Genomic DNA, 17,474 nt, shown 5'->3' on the forward strand with positions numbered 1-17,474 from the left:
CCGCGCCGTCGGTCGGGGTCGTGCTCGTTGCGATTTTCACATCAATACTCCACTTGCAACCAAAGGGTGGACAGCGGCGGCAGGGTCAGCGCCAGCGATTGCGCGTGTCCGTGCATCGCTTGCGCCGCGGTGCGCAAGACACCGTCGTTGCCCTGGTTGGAACCGCCGTAATGGCCGCTGTCGGTGTTGAGCAGTTCGCGCCACTGCCCGCCGCGGGGCACGCCGAGGCGGTAGCCGTGGTGCACGGCCGGGGTGAAGTTGCTCACCGCCAGCAGCGGCGGCGCGCCGCCGGCGCGGTCGTGGCGCACGAAGGCGAATACGCTGTTGCTGTGGTCGTCGGCCACGCTCCATTCGAAGCCGTCCGCGGCGCGATCGCTGCGGTATAGCGCCGGCTGCGCGCGCAGCTGCCGGTTGAGGTCGCCGACCAGCCGCGCCACGCCGCGGTGCTCTGCACGCTGCGCCTGCACCCAGTCCAGCGCGCGGTCGTGGTCCCATTCCTGCCATTGTCCGAACTCGCCGCCCATGAACAGCAGCTTGCGTCCCGGGTGCGCCCACATGAAGGCCAGGTAGGCGCGCAGATTGGCGAAGCGCTGCCAGTTGTCGCCGGGCATCTTCGCCAGCAGCGAGCCCTTGCCGTGCACCACTTCGTCGTGCGACAGCGGCAGCACGAAGTGCTCGGAGAACGCATACACCAGGCCGAAGCTCATCTCGCTGTGGTGGTGCTGGCGATGGCTAGTGTCGCGCTGCATGTAGCTCAGCGTGTCGTGGCTCCAGCCCATGTTCCATTTGTGGCTGAAGCCCAGCCCGCGCTGCTCCAGCGGCGCGGTCACGCCCGGCCAGGAGGTGGATTCCTCGGCCATCACCCGCACCCCGGGGAAGCGTTGCGCGATCTCGGCGTTGAGTCGGCGCAGGAACGCGATCGCCTCCAGGTTCTCGCGCCCGCCCTGGGCGTTGGGCACCCATTCGCCCTCGTTGCGGCCATAGTCGCGGTACAGCATCGCCGCCACCGCATCCACGCGCAGGCCATCGACATGGAAACGCTCGATCCACTCCAGTGCGCTGCCGATCAGGTAGGCGACCACTTCGGCGCGGCCGTAGTTGTAGATCAGCGTGTTCCACTCGCGATGCACGCCTTCGCGCGGGTCGGCGTGCTCGTACAGCGCGGTGCCGTCGAAGCGCTGCAGGCCGTGCGCGTCGTCGGGAAAGTGCGCGCCGACCCAGTCCAGGATCACCCCGATCCCGGCCTGGTGGCAGGCATCGACGAAGCGCGCGAAACCGTCCGCGTCGCCATGCCGCGCGGTCGGCGCGTACAGGCCCAGCGGCTGGTAGCCCCAGGAGCCGCCGAACGGATATTCGGCGATCGGCAGCAGTTCGAGATGGGTGAAGCCCAGCTCCTGCACGTACGGGATCAGCTGCGCGGCCAGCGCATCCCAGTGCAGCGGCTGGCCGTGCGCGTCGTGGCGCCAGGAGCCGGCATGCACTTCGTAAATGCTCATCGGCTGCGCGGCGCCGACGCGCCCCTCGCGCTGCGCCAGCCAGGCCGTGTCGTGCCAGACGAAGCCGGCAGCACCGGGCACCACCGAGGCGGTGTCCGGTGCGCACGTGCTGTGGCGGGCGACCGGGTCGGCCTTGCGCGGCAGCGGCGTGCCGTCGGCATCGAGAATTTCGTACTGGTAGTGCTCACCACCTAGCAGCCCAGGTACGAACAGTTCCCAGACGCCGGCCTCGCGATGCAGGCGCAGCGGATGCCGGCGGCCGTCCCAGCCGTTGAAATCGCCGACCAGCGCGACCCGCCGCGCATGCGGCGCCCACACCGCGAAGCGCACCCCGTCGACCGTGCCGATGCGGCTGTGGTGCGCGCCCAGCGCGGTGCGCAGCGCGGCGCCGTCGCCTTCGGCCATGCCTTGCAGCCAGGCCTCGTCCAGCACCGGGCCAAATGCGTAGGGATCGTCGATTTCCTGCAGGGCGTCCGGCCACACGATGCGCAGCCGGTAGTCCATCGTGGTCTTCAGTTCGCCTTCGAACAGGCCCTCGGCATCCGGGTGCGCGCGCATCCGTGCCACCAGCTTGCCGTTGCCGTCGAGCAGGCCCAGCGCGTCAGCGCCCGGCACCAGCGCGCGGACCCGGACGGTGCCGTCTGCGTTGCTGTGCGGACCCAGCCAGGCGAACGCGTCCACCGCGTCGCCGCGGGCCAGTGCCCGCAGCGCCAGCCGCTCGCGCTCGTCGTTCGCCGCTTCCAGCGGCGCGTCCCACACCGGGATCGCATCCGGCGCCCGTTCCCGTTCGCTCATGCCACCGCCGGCGACAGCGGGGCGGTGCGGTCGTACAGGGCCATGTACTTGCGCCCGGCCAGGTCCCAGCCGCTGGGCCGCAGCATCGCCGCGCGGCGCATCGCCTGCAGCAGGCTGGGCAGGCGGAAGGTGCGGAACACCCGCTGCAGGCAGCGGCGCAGGCCATCGGCGGACGGTTCCTCGAACAGGAAGCCGGTGACGCCGTCGTCCACGGTATCGATCAGGCCGCCGGTGGCGTGCGCGATCGGCAAGCTGCCGAAGCGCTGCGCGTACATCTGGCTCAGCCCGCACGGTTCGAAGCGCGACGGCATCAGCAGGAAATCCGAGCCGGCGAACATACGCCGCGCCAGCGGCTCCTCGAAGCCGATGTGGGCGCCGACATGGCCGGGGAAGCGCCGCGCCAGCGCCGCCACCGCCTGCTCGATCTGCGGCTCGCCGCCGCCGATCAGCACGATCTGGCCGCCGGCGGCGACGATCTGCGGCGCTACCTCGCAGACCATGTCCAGGCCTTTCTGGTGCACCAGCCGCGATACCACCGCGAACAGCGGGCCGTCGCTGTTAATCAGGCCGAACGCACGGCGCACCTGGGCGGCGTTGTCGCGCTTGCCCTGCACCTGGTCGATGCCGAAATGAGTATGCAGATGATCGTCGGTACGCGGGTCCCAGCTGGGGTCGATGCCGTTGACGATACCGCTGAGGCGGCCGCTGGCGGCATGCCGGGCCAGCAGCGGGTCCAGGCCGCAACCCTGCGCCGGCCCGGTGATCTGCGCGGCGTAGCTGACGCTGACCGTGTTGATGTGGTCGGCGTGGACGATGCCGGCGCGCAGGAACGACATTTGCCCGTAGAACTCAAGGTCCTGCAGGCCGTCGCCGGGGATGCCGAGCGCGCTGGCCATCGCATACGGGAACAGGCCCTGGTAGGCCAGGTTGTGGATGGTGAGCAGGCACGGCGTGCGCCCGCCTGACCACCGCACGTAGGCGGCGGCCAGCGCGCATGGCCAGTCGTTGAGGTGCAGCAGGTCAGGATTCCAGTCCAGCCCGGCGTGGCCGCCGGCGATCTGCGCGGCGGCGTGCGACAGCGTGGCGAAGCGCAGCGCATTGTCTTCCCAGTCGCGGCCTTCGCTGGTCACGTACGGCGAACCCTGGCGCTCGAACAGCTGCGGGCACAGCAGTACGTACACGCACAGGCCGTCGGGGCGGTCCGCGCGGCCCACGGTGCAGGCCGGCAGGCTGGCGTGGGCAGCGATCTGGCCGACGATCTCCAGCGGCCCGGTCTTGCGCAGCACCGCCGGGTAGCCGGGGATCAGCACGCGGATGTCGCAGCTGCCGCGCAGCGCGCGCGGCAGCGCCGCGGCCACGTCGCCCAGGCCGCCGGCCTTGATGAAGTCGGCCATCTCCGAGGTCACGAACAGGCTGGCGCGGCGCCGCGCCGGCTGCAGCTTGACGGTCACTTCGGCGGGGCGGATGAAGCGTCCGCGCGCATCGCGGTGGCGCCGCCGCGGGGCGCGCAGCACCGGATGGGTATCGCGTTGTCTATCGGGCAGATCGGCGAGGGTTGGGGGCGACATGGCGGTTCCGTCGGGGAGGGGGGGACGGGGCACGGGGCACACGGAAAGCGACTGCCGCCGCGCGTCCATGCGGGCGCGCGACGCGGAAACCAAAAACCCGAGACGAAACAGAGGGGACTGAACGGCCCGATCAACGCCTGTCAAGTAATGTACGAATGCAACGATAAAAGCAACGTGAAGTGGCGCCTTGTCTACACTGCGCCCGCGGGGTTACCGCATAGTGATTTCGCCGCACTCCAGGCGGCAGGACGCGGGGGATACCGATGAACCGTTTAGCTTCGTCTCCGATGCCGCCGTCCACTGCCATCGCCGACGCGAACCTGCGGTTGTGTTGTCTTCATCGGCCCTGTGCTGCAATGCCGGCATGAACTCCTCTGCACAGCGAATGCGACGCGAGTTGGACGGCTTCGTGCTGGACGCGATTCTCGCCGCGGCGCCGGACGGGGCGCTGGTGCCGCAGATCCAGATCTCCGACGCGGATGGCGCCGTGCTCAGACGGCACGCCTTCGACGGCGTGTACTTCGGCGATGTCCGCGCAGGCGAGCACTTTGTCGCCGAACGTCTGGCCGCGATCCGTTCGGCGCAGTACGGGAAATTGGTGTTTGGTTGAGTTGCGAGTGCCGCTACCAAACGTGGGCGGCGTGCGCCGGCAGCGCGCGCTAGTGCGCCGGCTGCAGCCGATGCAGCGCCGCCAACAGGCCGGCATGGCTGTAGGGTTTGGACAGGAAGCCGGTATGCGTCGGCAGCGTCGCGGTGTCGGGGTTCTTCATGCCAGAGGTGAGCAAGGCGGGGATCGTGACCAGGCGGCGGCGCAGTTCGCGGACCATGGTCATGCCGTCGCAACCGGGCATCTGCACGTCGCTGAAGATCAGGTCCACGTCGGGATGCCGCTCCAGAAGCGAGAGTGCCTCGTTGGCAGTGCCGGCGGACAGGACGCGATAGCCATCGCCATCCAGCATCATTGCCGCCAATTCCCGAATCGTTTGGTCGTCCTCTACCAAGAGAATCGTAGTAAGGGCGCAAGTCCCGCGCATAATGCGATGCCACGTCGTCTTCATTACGTGCAGCTTCACGATTCGCCGGTGAAGCGCTGGTGACGCTGCAGTGATGCCGATATGCTGAATCTACCCCTCATGAGACGCAGCTTGCCCACCCATGCCCGTTATCGCCAGATCGTCGAACTCTCGCACGACTGCATCAAGGAGATCGGCCGCGACGGTGTCGTGCGTTCGATCAACACCCGCGGCCTGAGCCTGCTCGGCGCGACCGAGCCCAAGCATGTCGTTGGCCGCGCCTGGCTGGATCTGTGGCCGGAGGAGATGCGCCCGCTCGTGGGAACGGCATTCGACGCCGCCTTGCGCAACGAGCAATACGAATTCTGGGCGCAGCGCGAGACGTTCGACGCCAGGCCGCGCTGGTGGCACGTGCTGGCCAGTCCGCTGACCAACGCCAACGCCGAAGTGGAACGCGTGCTGGTGATCAGCCGCGACGTCACCCAGCATCGCCAGATCGAAGAGGCCCTGCGCACCTTGGGCGATCTGCCGCAGGCAGGCACCGGCGCGGTGGTGCAGGTCGTCAGCGATACGCTGGGACAGCAATTGCAGGCCGAGCACATCGAGCTGCGTGGGCAACTGGATATCGCCCTGGCCGCGCAGCGCGTCGCCGAGCGGGCCATGACCCAGGCGCAGAAGGGCGAGGCGATCGGGCAGATGCTGGCTGGCATCGTCCACGACTTCAACAACATGCTGCAGACCGCGATGACCTCGGTGAGCATGGTGGCCGAACATCCGCAGCGGCTGCAGCCGGACCAGCGCAAGCTGCTCGGCATCGCCGGCGATGCCTTGCAGCATGGTGCGCGGATGACCCGGCGCCTGCTCGGCTTCGCTCGCGCGCACCCGGTCAAGCCGCAGTGGCTGGACCTGTGCGAGGTGGTCGCGCAGATGCAGCCGCTGCTGGCGCAGGCCTTGGGCGGGGACATGAAACTGCAGCTGGCGACCACCGCCGGCGGCGCCACCACCTATGCCGACCGCAGTTCGGTCGAGCAGGCCGTGCTGAACCTGGCCTTGAACGCGCGCGATGCCTGTCAGCCTGGCGACGTGGTGTCGATTCGCTGCGGCAGCCTGCAGGTACCGCCAAAGCAGGCCGCAGCGATGCGCCAGCCGGGCCGCTACGTGACCCTGGCGGTCAGCGACCAGGGCGAGGGTATGTCCGAGGACACCAAGTCGCGGCTGTTCGAGGCCTATTTCACCACCAAGCCCGAAGGCAAGGGCACCGGCCTGGGCCTGGCGCAGGTCTACGGCCTGGTGCGCCAGGCCGGCGGCTTCGTCGATGTGGATTCCGAACTGGGGTGCGGCACCACCATCACCCTGGCGTTTCCGTACGTCGCCGAAGCACCGCCGGGCGAGGCCAGCGGCAGCGCCGCCCTGCCGGCGCCGGCCTGAGCCGCGCAGCGGCGTGCCGCGCGCTGCAACGGCGCCGATCCCGCGTCGCTGCGGCATGCGCCCTGTTGCGCCGCGTGCACGCCAGCATTGGGGTAACTGCAACTGCAACGGCGCCGCGGCTTCGGCATCTGCGTCGCAACCGATCGGATCGGGGTTGCGTGTTGTCTTCGCGTGCGATCGCGCGGCAGGGCATGGCGTCTTGCAGTTGAGGTAACGCCACATCTGCATGTGCCGGCCGCTGCCTGCAATGCCGGTGCCTGCAGCGATTGCCGTGTGCACGCCGCTGCATTGCCACATGGCTGAACGAACCTGCCTGCGCCTGTGGCGCCGCCTGCCTGGCCATCTTCGCGAAAGCTTACTATTAGAGGTTTACAGTGGCGGCAGTATTTTGCCCGCCCGACAGGAGAGAACGTGGGTACCAGTGGCAATCACAGCAAGACGGCGCCGGTAGTGGCGCCAGGGTTCGTCGCGCCGCGCGCAGATGCGTCGTCGCGTCGTTGCGCCGTCCGACGAGGCTGGCGGAACGCATGAGCATGGTCGCCCCCACATCGACCCTGCCCGATTCCGCTGTCCTCGATGCCGGCCATGCGGTGCTGCCGCCGGAGGCGCCGTTGCCGATGCCGGTGCAATCGCTGCGCCAGGGAAAACTGCGCAACAAGCGCCTGCCCAGCACCCCGCCCGGCATGTTCTGGCGGCGGCTGTACGTGTTCGGCAGCACTGCGCTGATGACCGCCTACGCCAGCGTGCTGATCGGCAAGGTGTTGCTGATCGGCGGGGTCAGCGTGCTCGAAGGCTGCCTGATGGCCTTGTTCATCCCCTTGTTCGCGTGGATCGCGTTCTCGTTCGTCAGCGCGCTGGCCGGATTCGTGACCCTGGTGTTCGGCGGCGGGCGCAAGCTGGGCATCGACCCGGACGTGCCGCTGCCCAGCGTGCGCAGCCGCACCGCGTTGCTGATGCCCACTTACAACGAGGATCCGCACCGGCTGATGGCCGGATTGCAGGCGATCTACGAATCGGTCGAGGCCACCGGGCAGATCGCGCACTTCGACTTCTTCATCCTCAGCGACACCACCCGTGCCGCGGTCGGCACCGAGGAAGAGCAGGTCTACGCCGACCTGGTCGAACGCACCGGCGGCCACGGCCGCATCTACTACCGGCGCCGCGCCGACAACGCCGAGCGCAAGGCCGGCAACATCGCCGACTGGGTGCGCCGGTTCGGCGCCGCCTATCCGCAGATGCTGATCCTGGACGCCGACAGCCTGATGACCGGCGACACCATCGTGCGCCTGGTCGCGGGGATGGAGGCCAATCCCGATGTCGGCCTGATCCAGACCCTGCCGGAAGTGGTCAACGGCAACAGCGTGTTCGCACGCATGCAGCAGTTCGGCGGCCGTGTCTACGGCCCGGTGATCGCCTATGGCGTGGCCTGGTGGCATGGCGCGGAGAGCAATTATTGGGGCCACAACGCGGTGATCCGTACCCAGGCCTTCGCCGAACAGGCCGGCCTGCCGGCGCTGCCGGGGCGCAAGCCGTTCGGCGGCCACGTGCTCAGCCACGATTTCGTCGAGGCCGCGCTGATGCGCCGCGGCGGCTGGGCCACGCACATGGTGCCGTACCTGCAGGGCAGCTACGAGGAAGGCCCACCGACGCTGACCGACCTGCTGGTGCGCGACCGCCGCTGGTGCCAGGGCAACCTGCAGCACTCCAAGGTGGTCTTCGCGCGCGGCCTGCACTGGATCAGCCGCATGCACATGATGATCGGCATCGGCCATTACTTCACCGCGCCGATGTGGGGCTTGCTGATGCTGATCGGCATCGCGATCCCGCTGCAGAGCGACGGCTTCGACTTGGTCGCCAAGGTGGTGTCCCCGTTCTCGCCGGCGCGCTATTGGCACCAGCAGGATTCGACCCGCGTGTTCTGGGTGTTCGCGGTGACCATGTTCGTGCTGCTGGCGCCGAAGGTGCTGGGTTACTTCGCGATGCTGCTCAAGCCGCAGGAGCGACGCGGCTGCGGCGGTGCGCTGCGCGCGCTGCTGAGCATGCTGCTGGAGACGGTGCTGGCGGCGCTGATGGCGCCGGTGGTGATGTACGTGCAGTCGCGCGGCGTGGCCGAAGTGCTGGCCGGCAAGGACTCGGGCTGGGACGCGCAGCAGCGCGACGATGGCCGCCTGTCGTGGCTGGCGTTGGCGCGCAGCTATGGCGGGCTCAGCGCGTTCGGCTTGCTGATGGGCGGGATGGCCTATGTGGTGTCGCCGTCGCTGGCGGCGTGGATGGCGCCGGTGGTGATCGGCATGGCGCTGGCGATTCCGGTGGTGGCGCTGAGTTCCTCGCGTGCGGCCGGGCTTTGGCTGCGCCAGCTGCGCATCCTGGCCATCCCCGAAGAGCAGCCGCCGCCGGCCGTACTGCTGCGCGCGGGCGAATTGCGCCGCGCCGCCGCCGCGCGCCGCGTCACTGGCTGACGCGGCAGGCATAATGCGCCCCATCTCGATGGGGGACTGCGCGCATGCTGGAAACAGTGGAACACGAAACCGCCGCTTCGCCGGCGTGGACCGTCTTGTGGTTGCACGGACTCGGTGCCGACGGCCACGACTTCGCGCCGCTGGTGCCGGAGTTGCTGCGACCGGACTGGCCGGCCTTGCGCTTCGTGTTCCCGCATGCGCCGGTGCGTGCGGTGACGATCAACAATGGCGTGCGCATGCGCGCCTGGTACGACATCGTCAGCCCGGATTTCTCCAACCGCGCCGACAGCGCCGGCGTTGCCGCCTCGGTCGCCCAGCTCGAGGCATTGATCGCGCGCGAGCACGTGCGCGGGGTGCCCGCCGAGCGTCTGTTGCTGGCCGGGTTCTCGCAGGGCGGGGCGATCACGCTGGCGACGGGACTGCGCCGCGAACGGCCGCTGGCCGGGCTGATCGCCTTGTCCACCTATCTGCCGGAGGTGGCCGAGGTGGCCCGCTGGCATGCGCCGGCGGCGTTGTCGCAGCCGCTATTCATGGCCCACGGGCAGGGCGATCCGGTGATCCCGTACGCCTATGCCGAGCAGACCGCACAGGCGCTGCAGGCGCTGGGCATGCCGCTGCAGTGGCAGCGCTATCCGATGGCGCACCAGGTCTGCGCCGAGGAGATCGCCGATCTGCGCGACTGGATGAGCGCGCGCTTCGCCGCTGGCTGAGCCGCGGCGAAGCGCATCGCCGGATGGGCGCACTCCGCGGCGACAGCCGATGCGGCGCCGATGACGGCCCGCCGGCAGCGGGGCTACTATGCGGCGAGACCGCGCTCCAGCCCACTGAGGTGACGTACGTGAAGGTGGTGATCGCCGACGACGAACCCCTGGCGCGCGAGCGCCTGCGTGCGTTGCTGGCCGAACACCCCGGCGTCGAGGTGCTGGCCGAGGCCGGCAATGGCCTGGAGGCGCTGCGCGCCTGCGCCGACCTCCACCCGGACCTGGTGTTGCTGGACATCGCCATGCCCGGCATCGATGGCCTGGAGACGGCGCGCCACCTGGCCAGCTTCGAGCCGCGTCCGGCGGTGGTGTTCTGCACCGCCTACGACGCGCACGCGCTGTCCGCGTTCGAGGCCGCGGCGATCGACTACCTGATGAAACCGGTGCGCGCCGAGCGGCTGGCGGCGGCGCTGGAACGCGCGCGCACCTTCATGGCCGGGCGCGGCAGCGCCACGGCGCTCCCGTCGCAGCAACGCCGCAGCCACCTGTGCGCGCGCCTGCGCGGCAGCCTGCGGCTGATCCCGGTCGACGACATCCACTATCTGCAGGCCGAGGAAAAATACGTGGTGGTGCACCATGCGCGCGGCGAGGATCTGATCGAAGAGTCGCTGAAGTCGCTGGAAGAGGAATTCGCCGAACGCTTCGTGCGCATCCACCGCAACTGCCTGGTCGCGCGCCACGAACTTGTCGAACTGCGACGCCTCGGCGAAGGCCAGGTGCATGCGGTCCTGCGCCACGGCAAGCAGCCGCTGGAGGTGAGCCGGCGCTGCGTGGCGCAGCTGCGGCAGGAGATCCGCCATCGTTGAAGGCCGCGATTGGGGACTCGGCATGGGGAGCCGTTCGGCGTTGCGATTTGCGTTGACCGGGCGTGCGCCTGTGCAAAGGCGGCGATTGGCAGCCGTGGTCGGCCTTTGCGCCAGCGGCCGGTGGCGGCGCTTTCCGCGATAATGGGCCGATGAAGATCCTGCGCATCGCTACCCGCAAGAGTCCGCTTGCCCTTTGGCAGAGCGAACACGTCGCCGCCCGCCTGCGCCAGGCGCATCCGCAGCTGGACGTGGTGCTGGTGCCGATGAGCACCCGCGGCGATGAGGTACTGGACCGCTCGCTGGCGGCGATCGGCGGCAAGGGCCTGTTCCTGAAGGAGCTGGAGCTGGCGATGCTGCGCGGCGATGCCGATTGCGCGGTGCATTCGCTGAAGGACGTGCCGATGGAACTGGACCCGCCGTTCGTACTGCCGGCGATCCTGGTCCGCGCCGACCCGGCCGATGCGCTGGTCTCCAATCTCTATGCGTCTTTGGAGGCGCTGCCGCTGGGTGCGCGCGTGGGCACCTCCTCGCTGCGCCGGCAGGCGCAACTGCGCGCGCGGCGCCCGGACCTGCAACTGCTGGACCTGCGTGGCAACGTCAACACGCGCCTGGCCAAGCTCGACAACGGCGGCTACGACGGCATCGTGCTTGCCTGCGCCGGCCTGCAGCGGCTGGGCCTGGAAGCGCGCATCACCCAGCGCCTGCAGGCGCCGGACTGGTTGCCGGCGCCCGCGCAGGGCGCCATCGCGGTGGAATGCCGCGGCGACGACGCGGCGGCGCTGGGCCTGTTCGCCGCGCTCGACGATGCGTCCACCCGCCGCTGCGTGGAGGCCGAGCGGGCGATGAACCGTGCGCTGCACGGCAGCTGCCACGTGCCGGTGGCCGCGTTCGCGCAATGGCAGGGCGAAGACCTGCTGCTGCAGGGCATGGTCGGCGGGGTCGCCGACGGTCGCCTGGTGCGCGCCGATGCGCAGCGTCCGGCACATGATCCTGGGGCGCTGGGCCAGGCCGTGGCCGAGGCGCTGCTCGGCGCCGGTGCGCGCGAGCTACTGGATCTGCACCTGCCGGCTTGAGCGGATCGGAGCCCGCGCGCGCCCGATCCGGGCACGCGGAGATATAGAGGCTGCTCCTACGAAAGCCGTGGTCGGCTGAAACGCCGGGTCGCACGCGCGGGATGGTCCGCGCATGCAGTTTCCGATTCCCGATTCCCAGCCCTACTTGAACTTGTAGACCACATTCATCGTCGTCAGCGTATCGGTCTTCTTCTTGTCGTCGCTGACATCGCTGTTGTGACGCGCCTGCCAGCCGGCCTTCAGCGCCAGCCGCGAGTTCATGCTGACCGAGATGCCCAGGTCGTCCTGCGCGAAGGTGTTGTACGAACCGGACTCGACCAGCAGGGTATTGACCAGCTCGGTGTTGGTGGTCAGGCCGTACTTGAAGTCGACCAGGCCGCGGCCGATCAGGCCGGTTTCGGTGCGGTCCTCGTCCACGTCGTGGGCGCGGCGTACGCCGGGGCCGATCTGTACGTCGATGCTTTTGCGGTCGCCGTCCATGATCCGCGTGCCGTAGCCGATGCCGATCGTGGCCAGCCGGTCGTAGGTGGCGAAATCGTCGCGCTCGTAGCGCAGCGAGGCGGTCAGCTGGCGGTGTTCGCCCAGCTGCAGCGCGCTGCCGGCGCTGCCGGTATAGCGGTTGGAGGTGGTCTGGCGCACGCGCTCGGTGCTGCCGTCGTCGTTGGTGTTGGTGTACTCGGCGCTGGCGCGCAGCGCGAACAGGTCGATGCTGTGGATCCAGTCGCCATCCAGATACTGGCCCTTGAGCCGGCCGTTGAAGCTTTCGTTGGAGCTGTTGCCGCGCGAAGAGGCGAAGCCCAGCTCGCCGGAGCCGCTCCACGGTGAACTGCCCGGTTCCGCCGGCGGGGCGGGCACGTCGGCGGCGCAGGCCGCGGAGGTGTACAGCAGCAGCAAGGTGATCGCGGATAGTGCGGTGGCGCGGCGGGGCATGGCTTTACTCTCCGGTTGAGGACGCAGCCTTCGGCTAACGAAATGGAAACGATTTCATCATACCGGATCCACATGATCTCCCGGCCGCTGCCAGGCTCCGGCTTCATCGCCGGTTCGGGGGCGCCGCCGCGCTCCGGAGCGAACGCACGCCGGGCCGCGGCGCGTTTTCCGCCGCGGACTCAGACATAATCGGCGCCATGGACCGCTACGAACGCATCAATGCTCTGCACCGGCTGCTCAAGTCCGCCCGCTACCCGGTGACGGTGGCGCGCCTGCAGGACGAATTGAGTTGTTCCCGCGCCACCGTCTACCGCGACCTGGCGTTCCTGCGCGATGCGCTGATGGCCCCGGTCGAAGGCGACGGCGAGGCCGGGTTTCGCTACGAAACCGGCGAGAGCGATCGCTTCGAACTGCCCGGGCTGTGGCTCAGTTCCGAGGAACTGCACGCGCTGCTGGCCTCGCAGCAATTGCTGGCGCGCACCGGCGGCGGGGTGCTGTCCTCGGTGCTGGCGCCGTTGCAGCAGCGCATCGAGAGCCTGCTGGCGGCACAGGCCGGGGCCACCCACTGGCCGGTGGAGCGGGTGCGGGTGATCCCGCACCGCGGCCGCAAGCTCGACGAAGCCAGCTTCCGCACCGTCGCCTCGGCGGTGCTGGAGCGCAAGCGGCTGTCGTTCGACTACCGCGCGCGCTCCACCGACGAATCGACCAAGCGCACTGTGTCTCCACAGCGCATCACCCACTACCGCGACAACTGGTACCTGGATGCCTGGGACCATGGCCGCGATGCGGTACGCAGCTTCGCGGTGGACCGCATCAACCATGCGCGGCTGCTCGATCAGGTGGCGCAGGACGTGGCCGACGAGGAACTGGACTCGCAGCTGGCGGCCAGCTACGGGATCTTCTCCGGCGCGCCCAAGGGCTGGGCGACGATCGTGTTCAGTCCCAAGGCGGCGCGCTGGGTCGCCGACGAACACTGGCATTCCAAGCAGCAGGGGCGCTTCCTGGCCGACGGCCGCTACGAACTGAAGGTGCCGTACAGCGTCTCGCGCGAGCTGCTGATGGACGTGCTGCATTACGGTTCGGATGCCGAGATTGTCGAGCCGCGCTCGCTGCGTGAACAGGCCAAAGCGCTGCTGTCGCTGGCGTTGAGCAATTACAGCGACGACTGAGGCGTTGCGATCGGGCGTGAAGCCGCTTCTACACAACATCCGGCGGTGCGCTGCCGCTGCTGAGGATGGCACCGATATTGGTCTCGATCCAATCCACCAGCGCCTGCACATGCAGCGCTGCGTCCTCGCCCAGCGGGGTCAGCGCGTATTCCACGTGCGGTGGCACCACCGGGTAGGCGGTGCGCTGCACCAAGCCGTCCGCTTCCAGCGCCTGGAGGCTCTGCGACAGCATCTTCTCGCTGACCCCTTCGAGCGTGCGGCGCAGGTCGCCGAAGCGGTGCGTGCCCTTGCGCAAGGCCACCAGCACCAGCACGCCCCAGCGGCTGGTCACATGGCTGAGGACGGCGCGCGAAGGGCAGTGCTGCGCGAACACCTGGCCCCGTGTCGGATCTGCGGCGGGAGCGGGCGGCGAAGCGCAGAGGATGTCGGAGGGAACGGTGGCCAAGCGGTGCACCTGTCTGGGACGGACCGGCCCGATCATACGTGGGCCGGCTTGCGCTTCGCTGAGCGGCAGGTGATCGGCGCTGCAACCTATTCGGGGATTGACGACACGCCTCAGGGCTTGCTCGGCACTTCGAAACCGAGCTTGCCGACCTGGGCGCGGTGCTGCGCCACGCGCTTGAGTTTGTCTACATTGATCCCGTAGTCGCGGTCCAGCTTGTCTACTAGTTCGCGGTATTGCTTGTGATCCATGTCCGGCTTGCGCGCGAATATCCAGGCCAGGTCGCGGCCGGGATAGTCGATCAGCGCCCAGGAATAGTCCGGCGCCACCTCGAGGATGCGGTACTTGGTCGGGACCACGGCGAAGAACCAGGTGGTCCAGCGGCGGTTGCCGGTGCCGTCCTTGACCGTGGCGCGCGAGGTCACTTCCTTGAGCGGCTCGTCGAAGCCTTCACGGTACTGGTAGCGCACGCCGATCTTGCCGTCTTCCTTGAGTGTGTACTCGTCGCTGCTGGCGACATGGCCGCGTTCGGCGAAATAAGGCACGTGCGCGATCACGTACCAGCGGCCCATGAAGCGCTGCAGGTCGATCGGCGGCGGCTGCGAGGGTTCTTGCTCCGGGGACTTCGCGCGCGCCGCCGGCAGGGGAACGGCCATGCCGAGCAGCAGCACGGAGGCGAACAGGGAAAACAGGCGCATAGGGCAGGAATCCGGGGCTTGAAGAAATACGCTACCCAGTATCGGGCGAAAGTCATGTCAATAGTGGGTCGCAGTCGTTGAGATGGCCGCGCGGCAGGCTGCGCGCCTCAGCCCTGCTCCGGAGTCGCCGCCATGCCGATCGCCCGTTCCTCCCGCCGCGCTCACGCGCCGCACCCCGGCCTGCGCCGCCTGGTGCGGCAGGCGCTGCTCGCCGGCCTGGCCCTGGTCGTGGTATGGCCAGCCGCGCGCGGCTATAGCGAATGGCTGGGATGGCGGCCGTTGTGGCTGCTGGGCATGCCGCTGAGCGCATGGTGGGCGTTGCATCGATTTCCGCTGCCGCTGTGGCCGTTGCGCCGGATCCTGGCGCGGGTACGGCCACGGGTGCAGGCGCGGCGCCGACGGCGTGCGCCGGCATGGCGATTCACCCGCGCGGCCTGACCTTCGGCAGGGGATGGCCGCGGCCCTGCATGCTACGGTTCCGGGCTGTTCCTCCACCACCCCCTGGACCTGACCCATGCCCTCTCTTGCCCATGCCTGCTTGCTCGCCGGACTGATCGTCTCAGGCACCGCAGCGGCGAAGGAAACTGCGATGCCCAAAGACCCCTACGCCTGGCTCGAAGACGTCGCCGGCACCAAGCCGCTGGACTGGGTCAAGGCACAGAACGCCAAGACCGAGGCGCGGCTGAGTGCGCAACCGGGCTTCCAGGCGCGCGAAGCCGGCATCCGCGAAGTGCTGGACTCGGACGCGAAGATTCCGGCGGTGCAGAAGATCGGCCCGTACTACTACAACCTGTGGAAGGACCGCGCCCACGAGCGCGGCTTGTGGCGGCGTACCACCCTGGACGAATACCGCAAGCCCGAGCCGAAGTGGGAGACGGTGCTGGACCTGGACGCGCTGAACAAGGCCGAGGGCGAGAACTGGGTGTGGCACGGCGCCGACTGCCTGCGTCCGGACTACCGCCGCTGCCTGATCGCGCTGTCGCGCGGCGGTGCCGACGCCGACGTTACCCGCGAGTTCGATCTGGGTTCCAAACAATGGGTGAAGGACGGCTTCTTCCGTCCCGAGGCCAAGGGCGGCCTGAGATGGATCGATGCCGATAGCGTCTATCTCTACACCGATTTCGGCGCCGGTTCGTTGACCAGCTCTGGTTATCCGCGCATGGTCAAGCAGTGGAAGCGCGGCACCCCGCAACAGAGCGCGAGCCTGGTCTACGAAGGCAAGCCGGAAGACATGTACGTCGCCGCGACGCACGACGACACGCCCGGCTACGAGCGCGATTTCGTCAGCCGCACGCTGGCGTTCTACAACGACGAGCTGTACCTGCGGGGCGCCGATGGCCGTCTGCGCAAGATCGACGTGCCCAACTCTGCCAGCAAGCGCGTGCACCGCGAATGGCTGACCCTGCAGCTGCGCGAGCCGTGGACCGTGGGCGGTACCACGTATCCCGCCGGCGCGCTGCTGGCCGCCAAGTTCGACGACTTCATGGCCGGCAAGCGCGCGTTCCAGGTGCTGTTCACCCCGACCGACAGCACTTCGCTGGAAGCCTTCGCATGGACCAAGTCGCACCTGGTGTTGAACGTGCTGGATAACGTCAAGAGCCGGCTGTGGGTGCTGACCCCGGGCGAGGGCGAGTGGGCGCGCACGCCGTTCCCGGTCGGCGACCTGGCGTTCGGCAGCATCGATGTCGATGCGGTCGATGCCGACGAGAACGACCAGGTATGGCTGACCTCCACCGACTTCCTGACCCCGACCACGCTGATGCTGGCCGACGTGCAGCGCGGCCCGCAGAGCATCGAGACGCTGAAGGCGATGCCGAGCTTTTTCGATGCGTCCAAGGACGTGATCGAGCAGCACTTCGCCGTATCCAAGGACGGTACCAAGGTGCCGTACTTCCTGGTCCGGCCGAAGCAGCTCAAGCTCGACGGCAGCCATCCGACCCTGCTGTACGCCTACGGCGGCTTCGAGATCTCGATGACCCCGTTCTACTACGGCGGCCTCGGCCGCGCCTGGCTCGACCAGGGCGGCGTGTACGCGCTGGCCAATATCCGCGGCGGCGGCGAGTACGGCCCGCGCTGGCACCAGGCGGCGCTGAAGCAGAACCGGCACAAGGCCTACGAGGACATGGCGGCGGTGGCGCAGGACCTGGCCGCGCGCAAGATCACCTCGGCCAAGCACCTGGGCGTGCAGGGCGGTAGCAACGGCGGGCTGATGGCCGGCAACATGCTGGTGCAGTACCCGCAGCTGTTCGGTGCGGTGGTGGTGCAGGTGCCGCTGCTGGACATGAAGCGCTACAGCCACCTGCTGGCCGGCGCCTCGTGGATGGCCGAGTTCGGCAATCCGGACACCGACGACTGGACCTACATCCAGACCTTCTCCCCGTACCATCTGTTCGACCCGAAGAAGACCTATCCGCCGGTGATCTTCCTGACCTCCACCCGCGACGACCGGGTGCACCCAGGGCATGCGCGCAAGATGGCGGCGAAGATGATCGACGCCGGCAAGGACGTGAGCTACTTCGAGAACACCGAAGGCGGCCACGGCGGCGCGGCCAACAACGCGCAGGCCGCGCACATGCAGGCGCTGGCGTACGGGTTCCTGTGGGAGCGGCTGAAGGATTGAAGGCTCGGTAGCGGCCAGTCGCAGCGGATGTCCGTGCGCCTGGTGCGGGCGTTTGGAGTTCTGGCAAGGCGGTGTAATCCCACGGCCGGAGCAACAGCAACGGCCGGAGCAAAGGCAAAGGCTTTCGCGCCCTCGGCGCGAGTTACTTTTGTCTTGGCAAAAGTAACCAAAACCGCTGTCGCCGACGCGAGCCGATGCGATAAAGCCGCATCGGTT

Annotated in this window: 15 protein-coding genes; 9 read left to right on the forward strand and 6 right to left on the reverse strand. The window is 68.6% G+C overall.

Going from position 1 to position 17,474, the window contains the following annotated elements:
- Positions 1-41 precede the first annotated feature (41 nt).
- Positions 42-2,291: a 1,4-alpha-glucan branching enzyme gene (locus E4A48_RS19925; protein ID WP_058196855.1), complete on the reverse strand. Its 2,250-nt coding sequence runs from the start codon at positions 2,289-2,291 to the stop codon at positions 42-44.
- Positions 2,288-3,859, reverse strand: coding sequence for a glycogen synthase GlgA (gene glgA / locus E4A48_RS19930; protein ID WP_039006103.1), 1,572 nt, complete (start codon positions 3,857-3,859; stop codon positions 2,288-2,290). Before glgA ends, E4A48_RS19925 begins: the two co-directional genes overlap by 4 nt.
- A gap of 364 nt (positions 3,860-4,223) precedes the next feature.
- Here glgA and E4A48_RS19935 point away from each other — a divergent pair, with 364 nt between their 5' ends.
- Positions 4,224-4,469 (forward strand): hypothetical protein, encoded by a 246-nt coding sequence (locus E4A48_RS19935; RefSeq protein WP_039006101.1) that lies wholly within the window; start codon positions 4,224-4,226, stop codon positions 4,467-4,469.
- A gap of 49 nt (positions 4,470-4,518) precedes the next feature.
- Here E4A48_RS19935 and E4A48_RS19940 read toward each other — a convergent pair whose 3' ends face one another.
- Complete coding sequence (locus E4A48_RS19940; RefSeq protein WP_230812808.1) at positions 4,519-4,917, reverse strand: response regulator; 399 nt, start codon at positions 4,915-4,917, stop codon at positions 4,519-4,521.
- An 87-nt stretch (positions 4,918-5,004) separates the two neighbouring features.
- On the opposite strand from E4A48_RS19940, the gene E4A48_RS19945 reads away from it, so the two are divergent.
- From E4A48_RS19945 to hemC, 5 genes are all read left to right on the forward strand, one after another.
- Positions 5,005-6,300 (forward strand): two-component system sensor histidine kinase NtrB, encoded by a 1,296-nt coding sequence (locus E4A48_RS19945; protein ID WP_039006098.1) that lies wholly within the window; start codon positions 5,005-5,007, stop codon positions 6,298-6,300.
- 527 nt (positions 6,301-6,827) lie between these two features.
- Positions 6,828-8,759, forward strand: a complete 1,932-nt coding sequence (gene mdoH, locus E4A48_RS19950) for a glucans biosynthesis glucosyltransferase MdoH (RefSeq protein WP_142743041.1) — start codon at positions 6,828-6,830, stop codon at positions 8,757-8,759.
- Positions 8,760-8,803: 44 nt separating this feature from the next.
- Positions 8,804-9,469 (forward strand): alpha/beta hydrolase, encoded by a 666-nt coding sequence (locus E4A48_RS19955; RefSeq protein ID WP_039006095.1) that lies wholly within the window; start codon positions 8,804-8,806, stop codon positions 9,467-9,469.
- 128 nt (positions 9,470-9,597) lie between these two features.
- Entirely contained in the window at positions 9,598-10,326 is a 729-nt protein-coding gene (locus E4A48_RS19960) for a LytR/AlgR family response regulator transcription factor (RefSeq protein WP_039008988.1), read from the forward strand.
- 149 nt (positions 10,327-10,475) lie between these two features.
- Positions 10,476-11,399 (forward strand): hydroxymethylbilane synthase, encoded by a 924-nt coding sequence (gene hemC / locus E4A48_RS19965; protein WP_039006094.1) that lies wholly within the window; start codon positions 10,476-10,478, stop codon positions 11,397-11,399.
- A gap of 141 nt (positions 11,400-11,540) precedes the next feature.
- On the opposite strand, the gene E4A48_RS19970 is transcribed toward hemC, so the two are convergent.
- Positions 11,541-12,329, reverse strand: a complete 789-nt coding sequence (locus E4A48_RS19970) for a DUF481 domain-containing protein (protein ID WP_003465932.1) — start codon at positions 12,327-12,329, stop codon at positions 11,541-11,543.
- A gap of 197 nt (positions 12,330-12,526) precedes the next feature.
- Between E4A48_RS19970 and E4A48_RS19975 the strand changes: the two genes are divergently transcribed.
- The gene (locus E4A48_RS19975) at positions 12,527-13,498 is read left to right on the forward strand and encodes a helix-turn-helix transcriptional regulator (protein ID WP_039006093.1); all 972 of its coding nucleotides are present in this window, start codon (positions 12,527-12,529) and stop codon (positions 13,496-13,498) included.
- A gap of 28 nt (positions 13,499-13,526) precedes the next feature.
- Here E4A48_RS19975 and E4A48_RS19980 read toward each other — a convergent pair whose 3' ends face one another.
- Complete coding sequence (locus tag E4A48_RS19980) at positions 13,527-13,952, reverse strand: winged helix-turn-helix transcriptional regulator (RefSeq protein WP_256056523.1); 426 nt, start codon at positions 13,950-13,952, stop codon at positions 13,527-13,529.
- A 101-nt stretch (positions 13,953-14,053) separates the two neighbouring features.
- Positions 14,054-14,638: a lipocalin family protein gene (locus E4A48_RS19985; protein WP_039006091.1), complete on the reverse strand. Its 585-nt coding sequence runs from the start codon at positions 14,636-14,638 to the stop codon at positions 14,054-14,056.
- A gap of 132 nt (positions 14,639-14,770) precedes the next feature.
- Here E4A48_RS19985 and E4A48_RS19990 point away from each other — a divergent pair, with 132 nt between their 5' ends.
- Both E4A48_RS19990 and E4A48_RS19995 read left to right on the forward strand, forming a co-directional pair.
- Complete coding sequence (locus E4A48_RS19990) at positions 14,771-15,076, forward strand: hypothetical protein (protein WP_058196513.1); 306 nt, start codon at positions 14,771-14,773, stop codon at positions 15,074-15,076.
- A gap of 76 nt (positions 15,077-15,152) precedes the next feature.
- Positions 15,153-17,258 (forward strand): prolyl oligopeptidase family serine peptidase, encoded by a 2,106-nt coding sequence (locus E4A48_RS19995; protein ID WP_039006089.1) that lies wholly within the window; start codon positions 15,153-15,155, stop codon positions 17,256-17,258.
- Positions 17,259-17,474: the final 216 nt, after the last annotated feature.

Origin of the sequence: Xanthomonas translucens pv. cerealis (assembly GCF_006838285.1) — a bacterium.
GTDB classification, from domain to species: Bacteria; Pseudomonadota; Gammaproteobacteria; order Xanthomonadales; family Xanthomonadaceae; genus Xanthomonas_A; species Xanthomonas_A cerealis.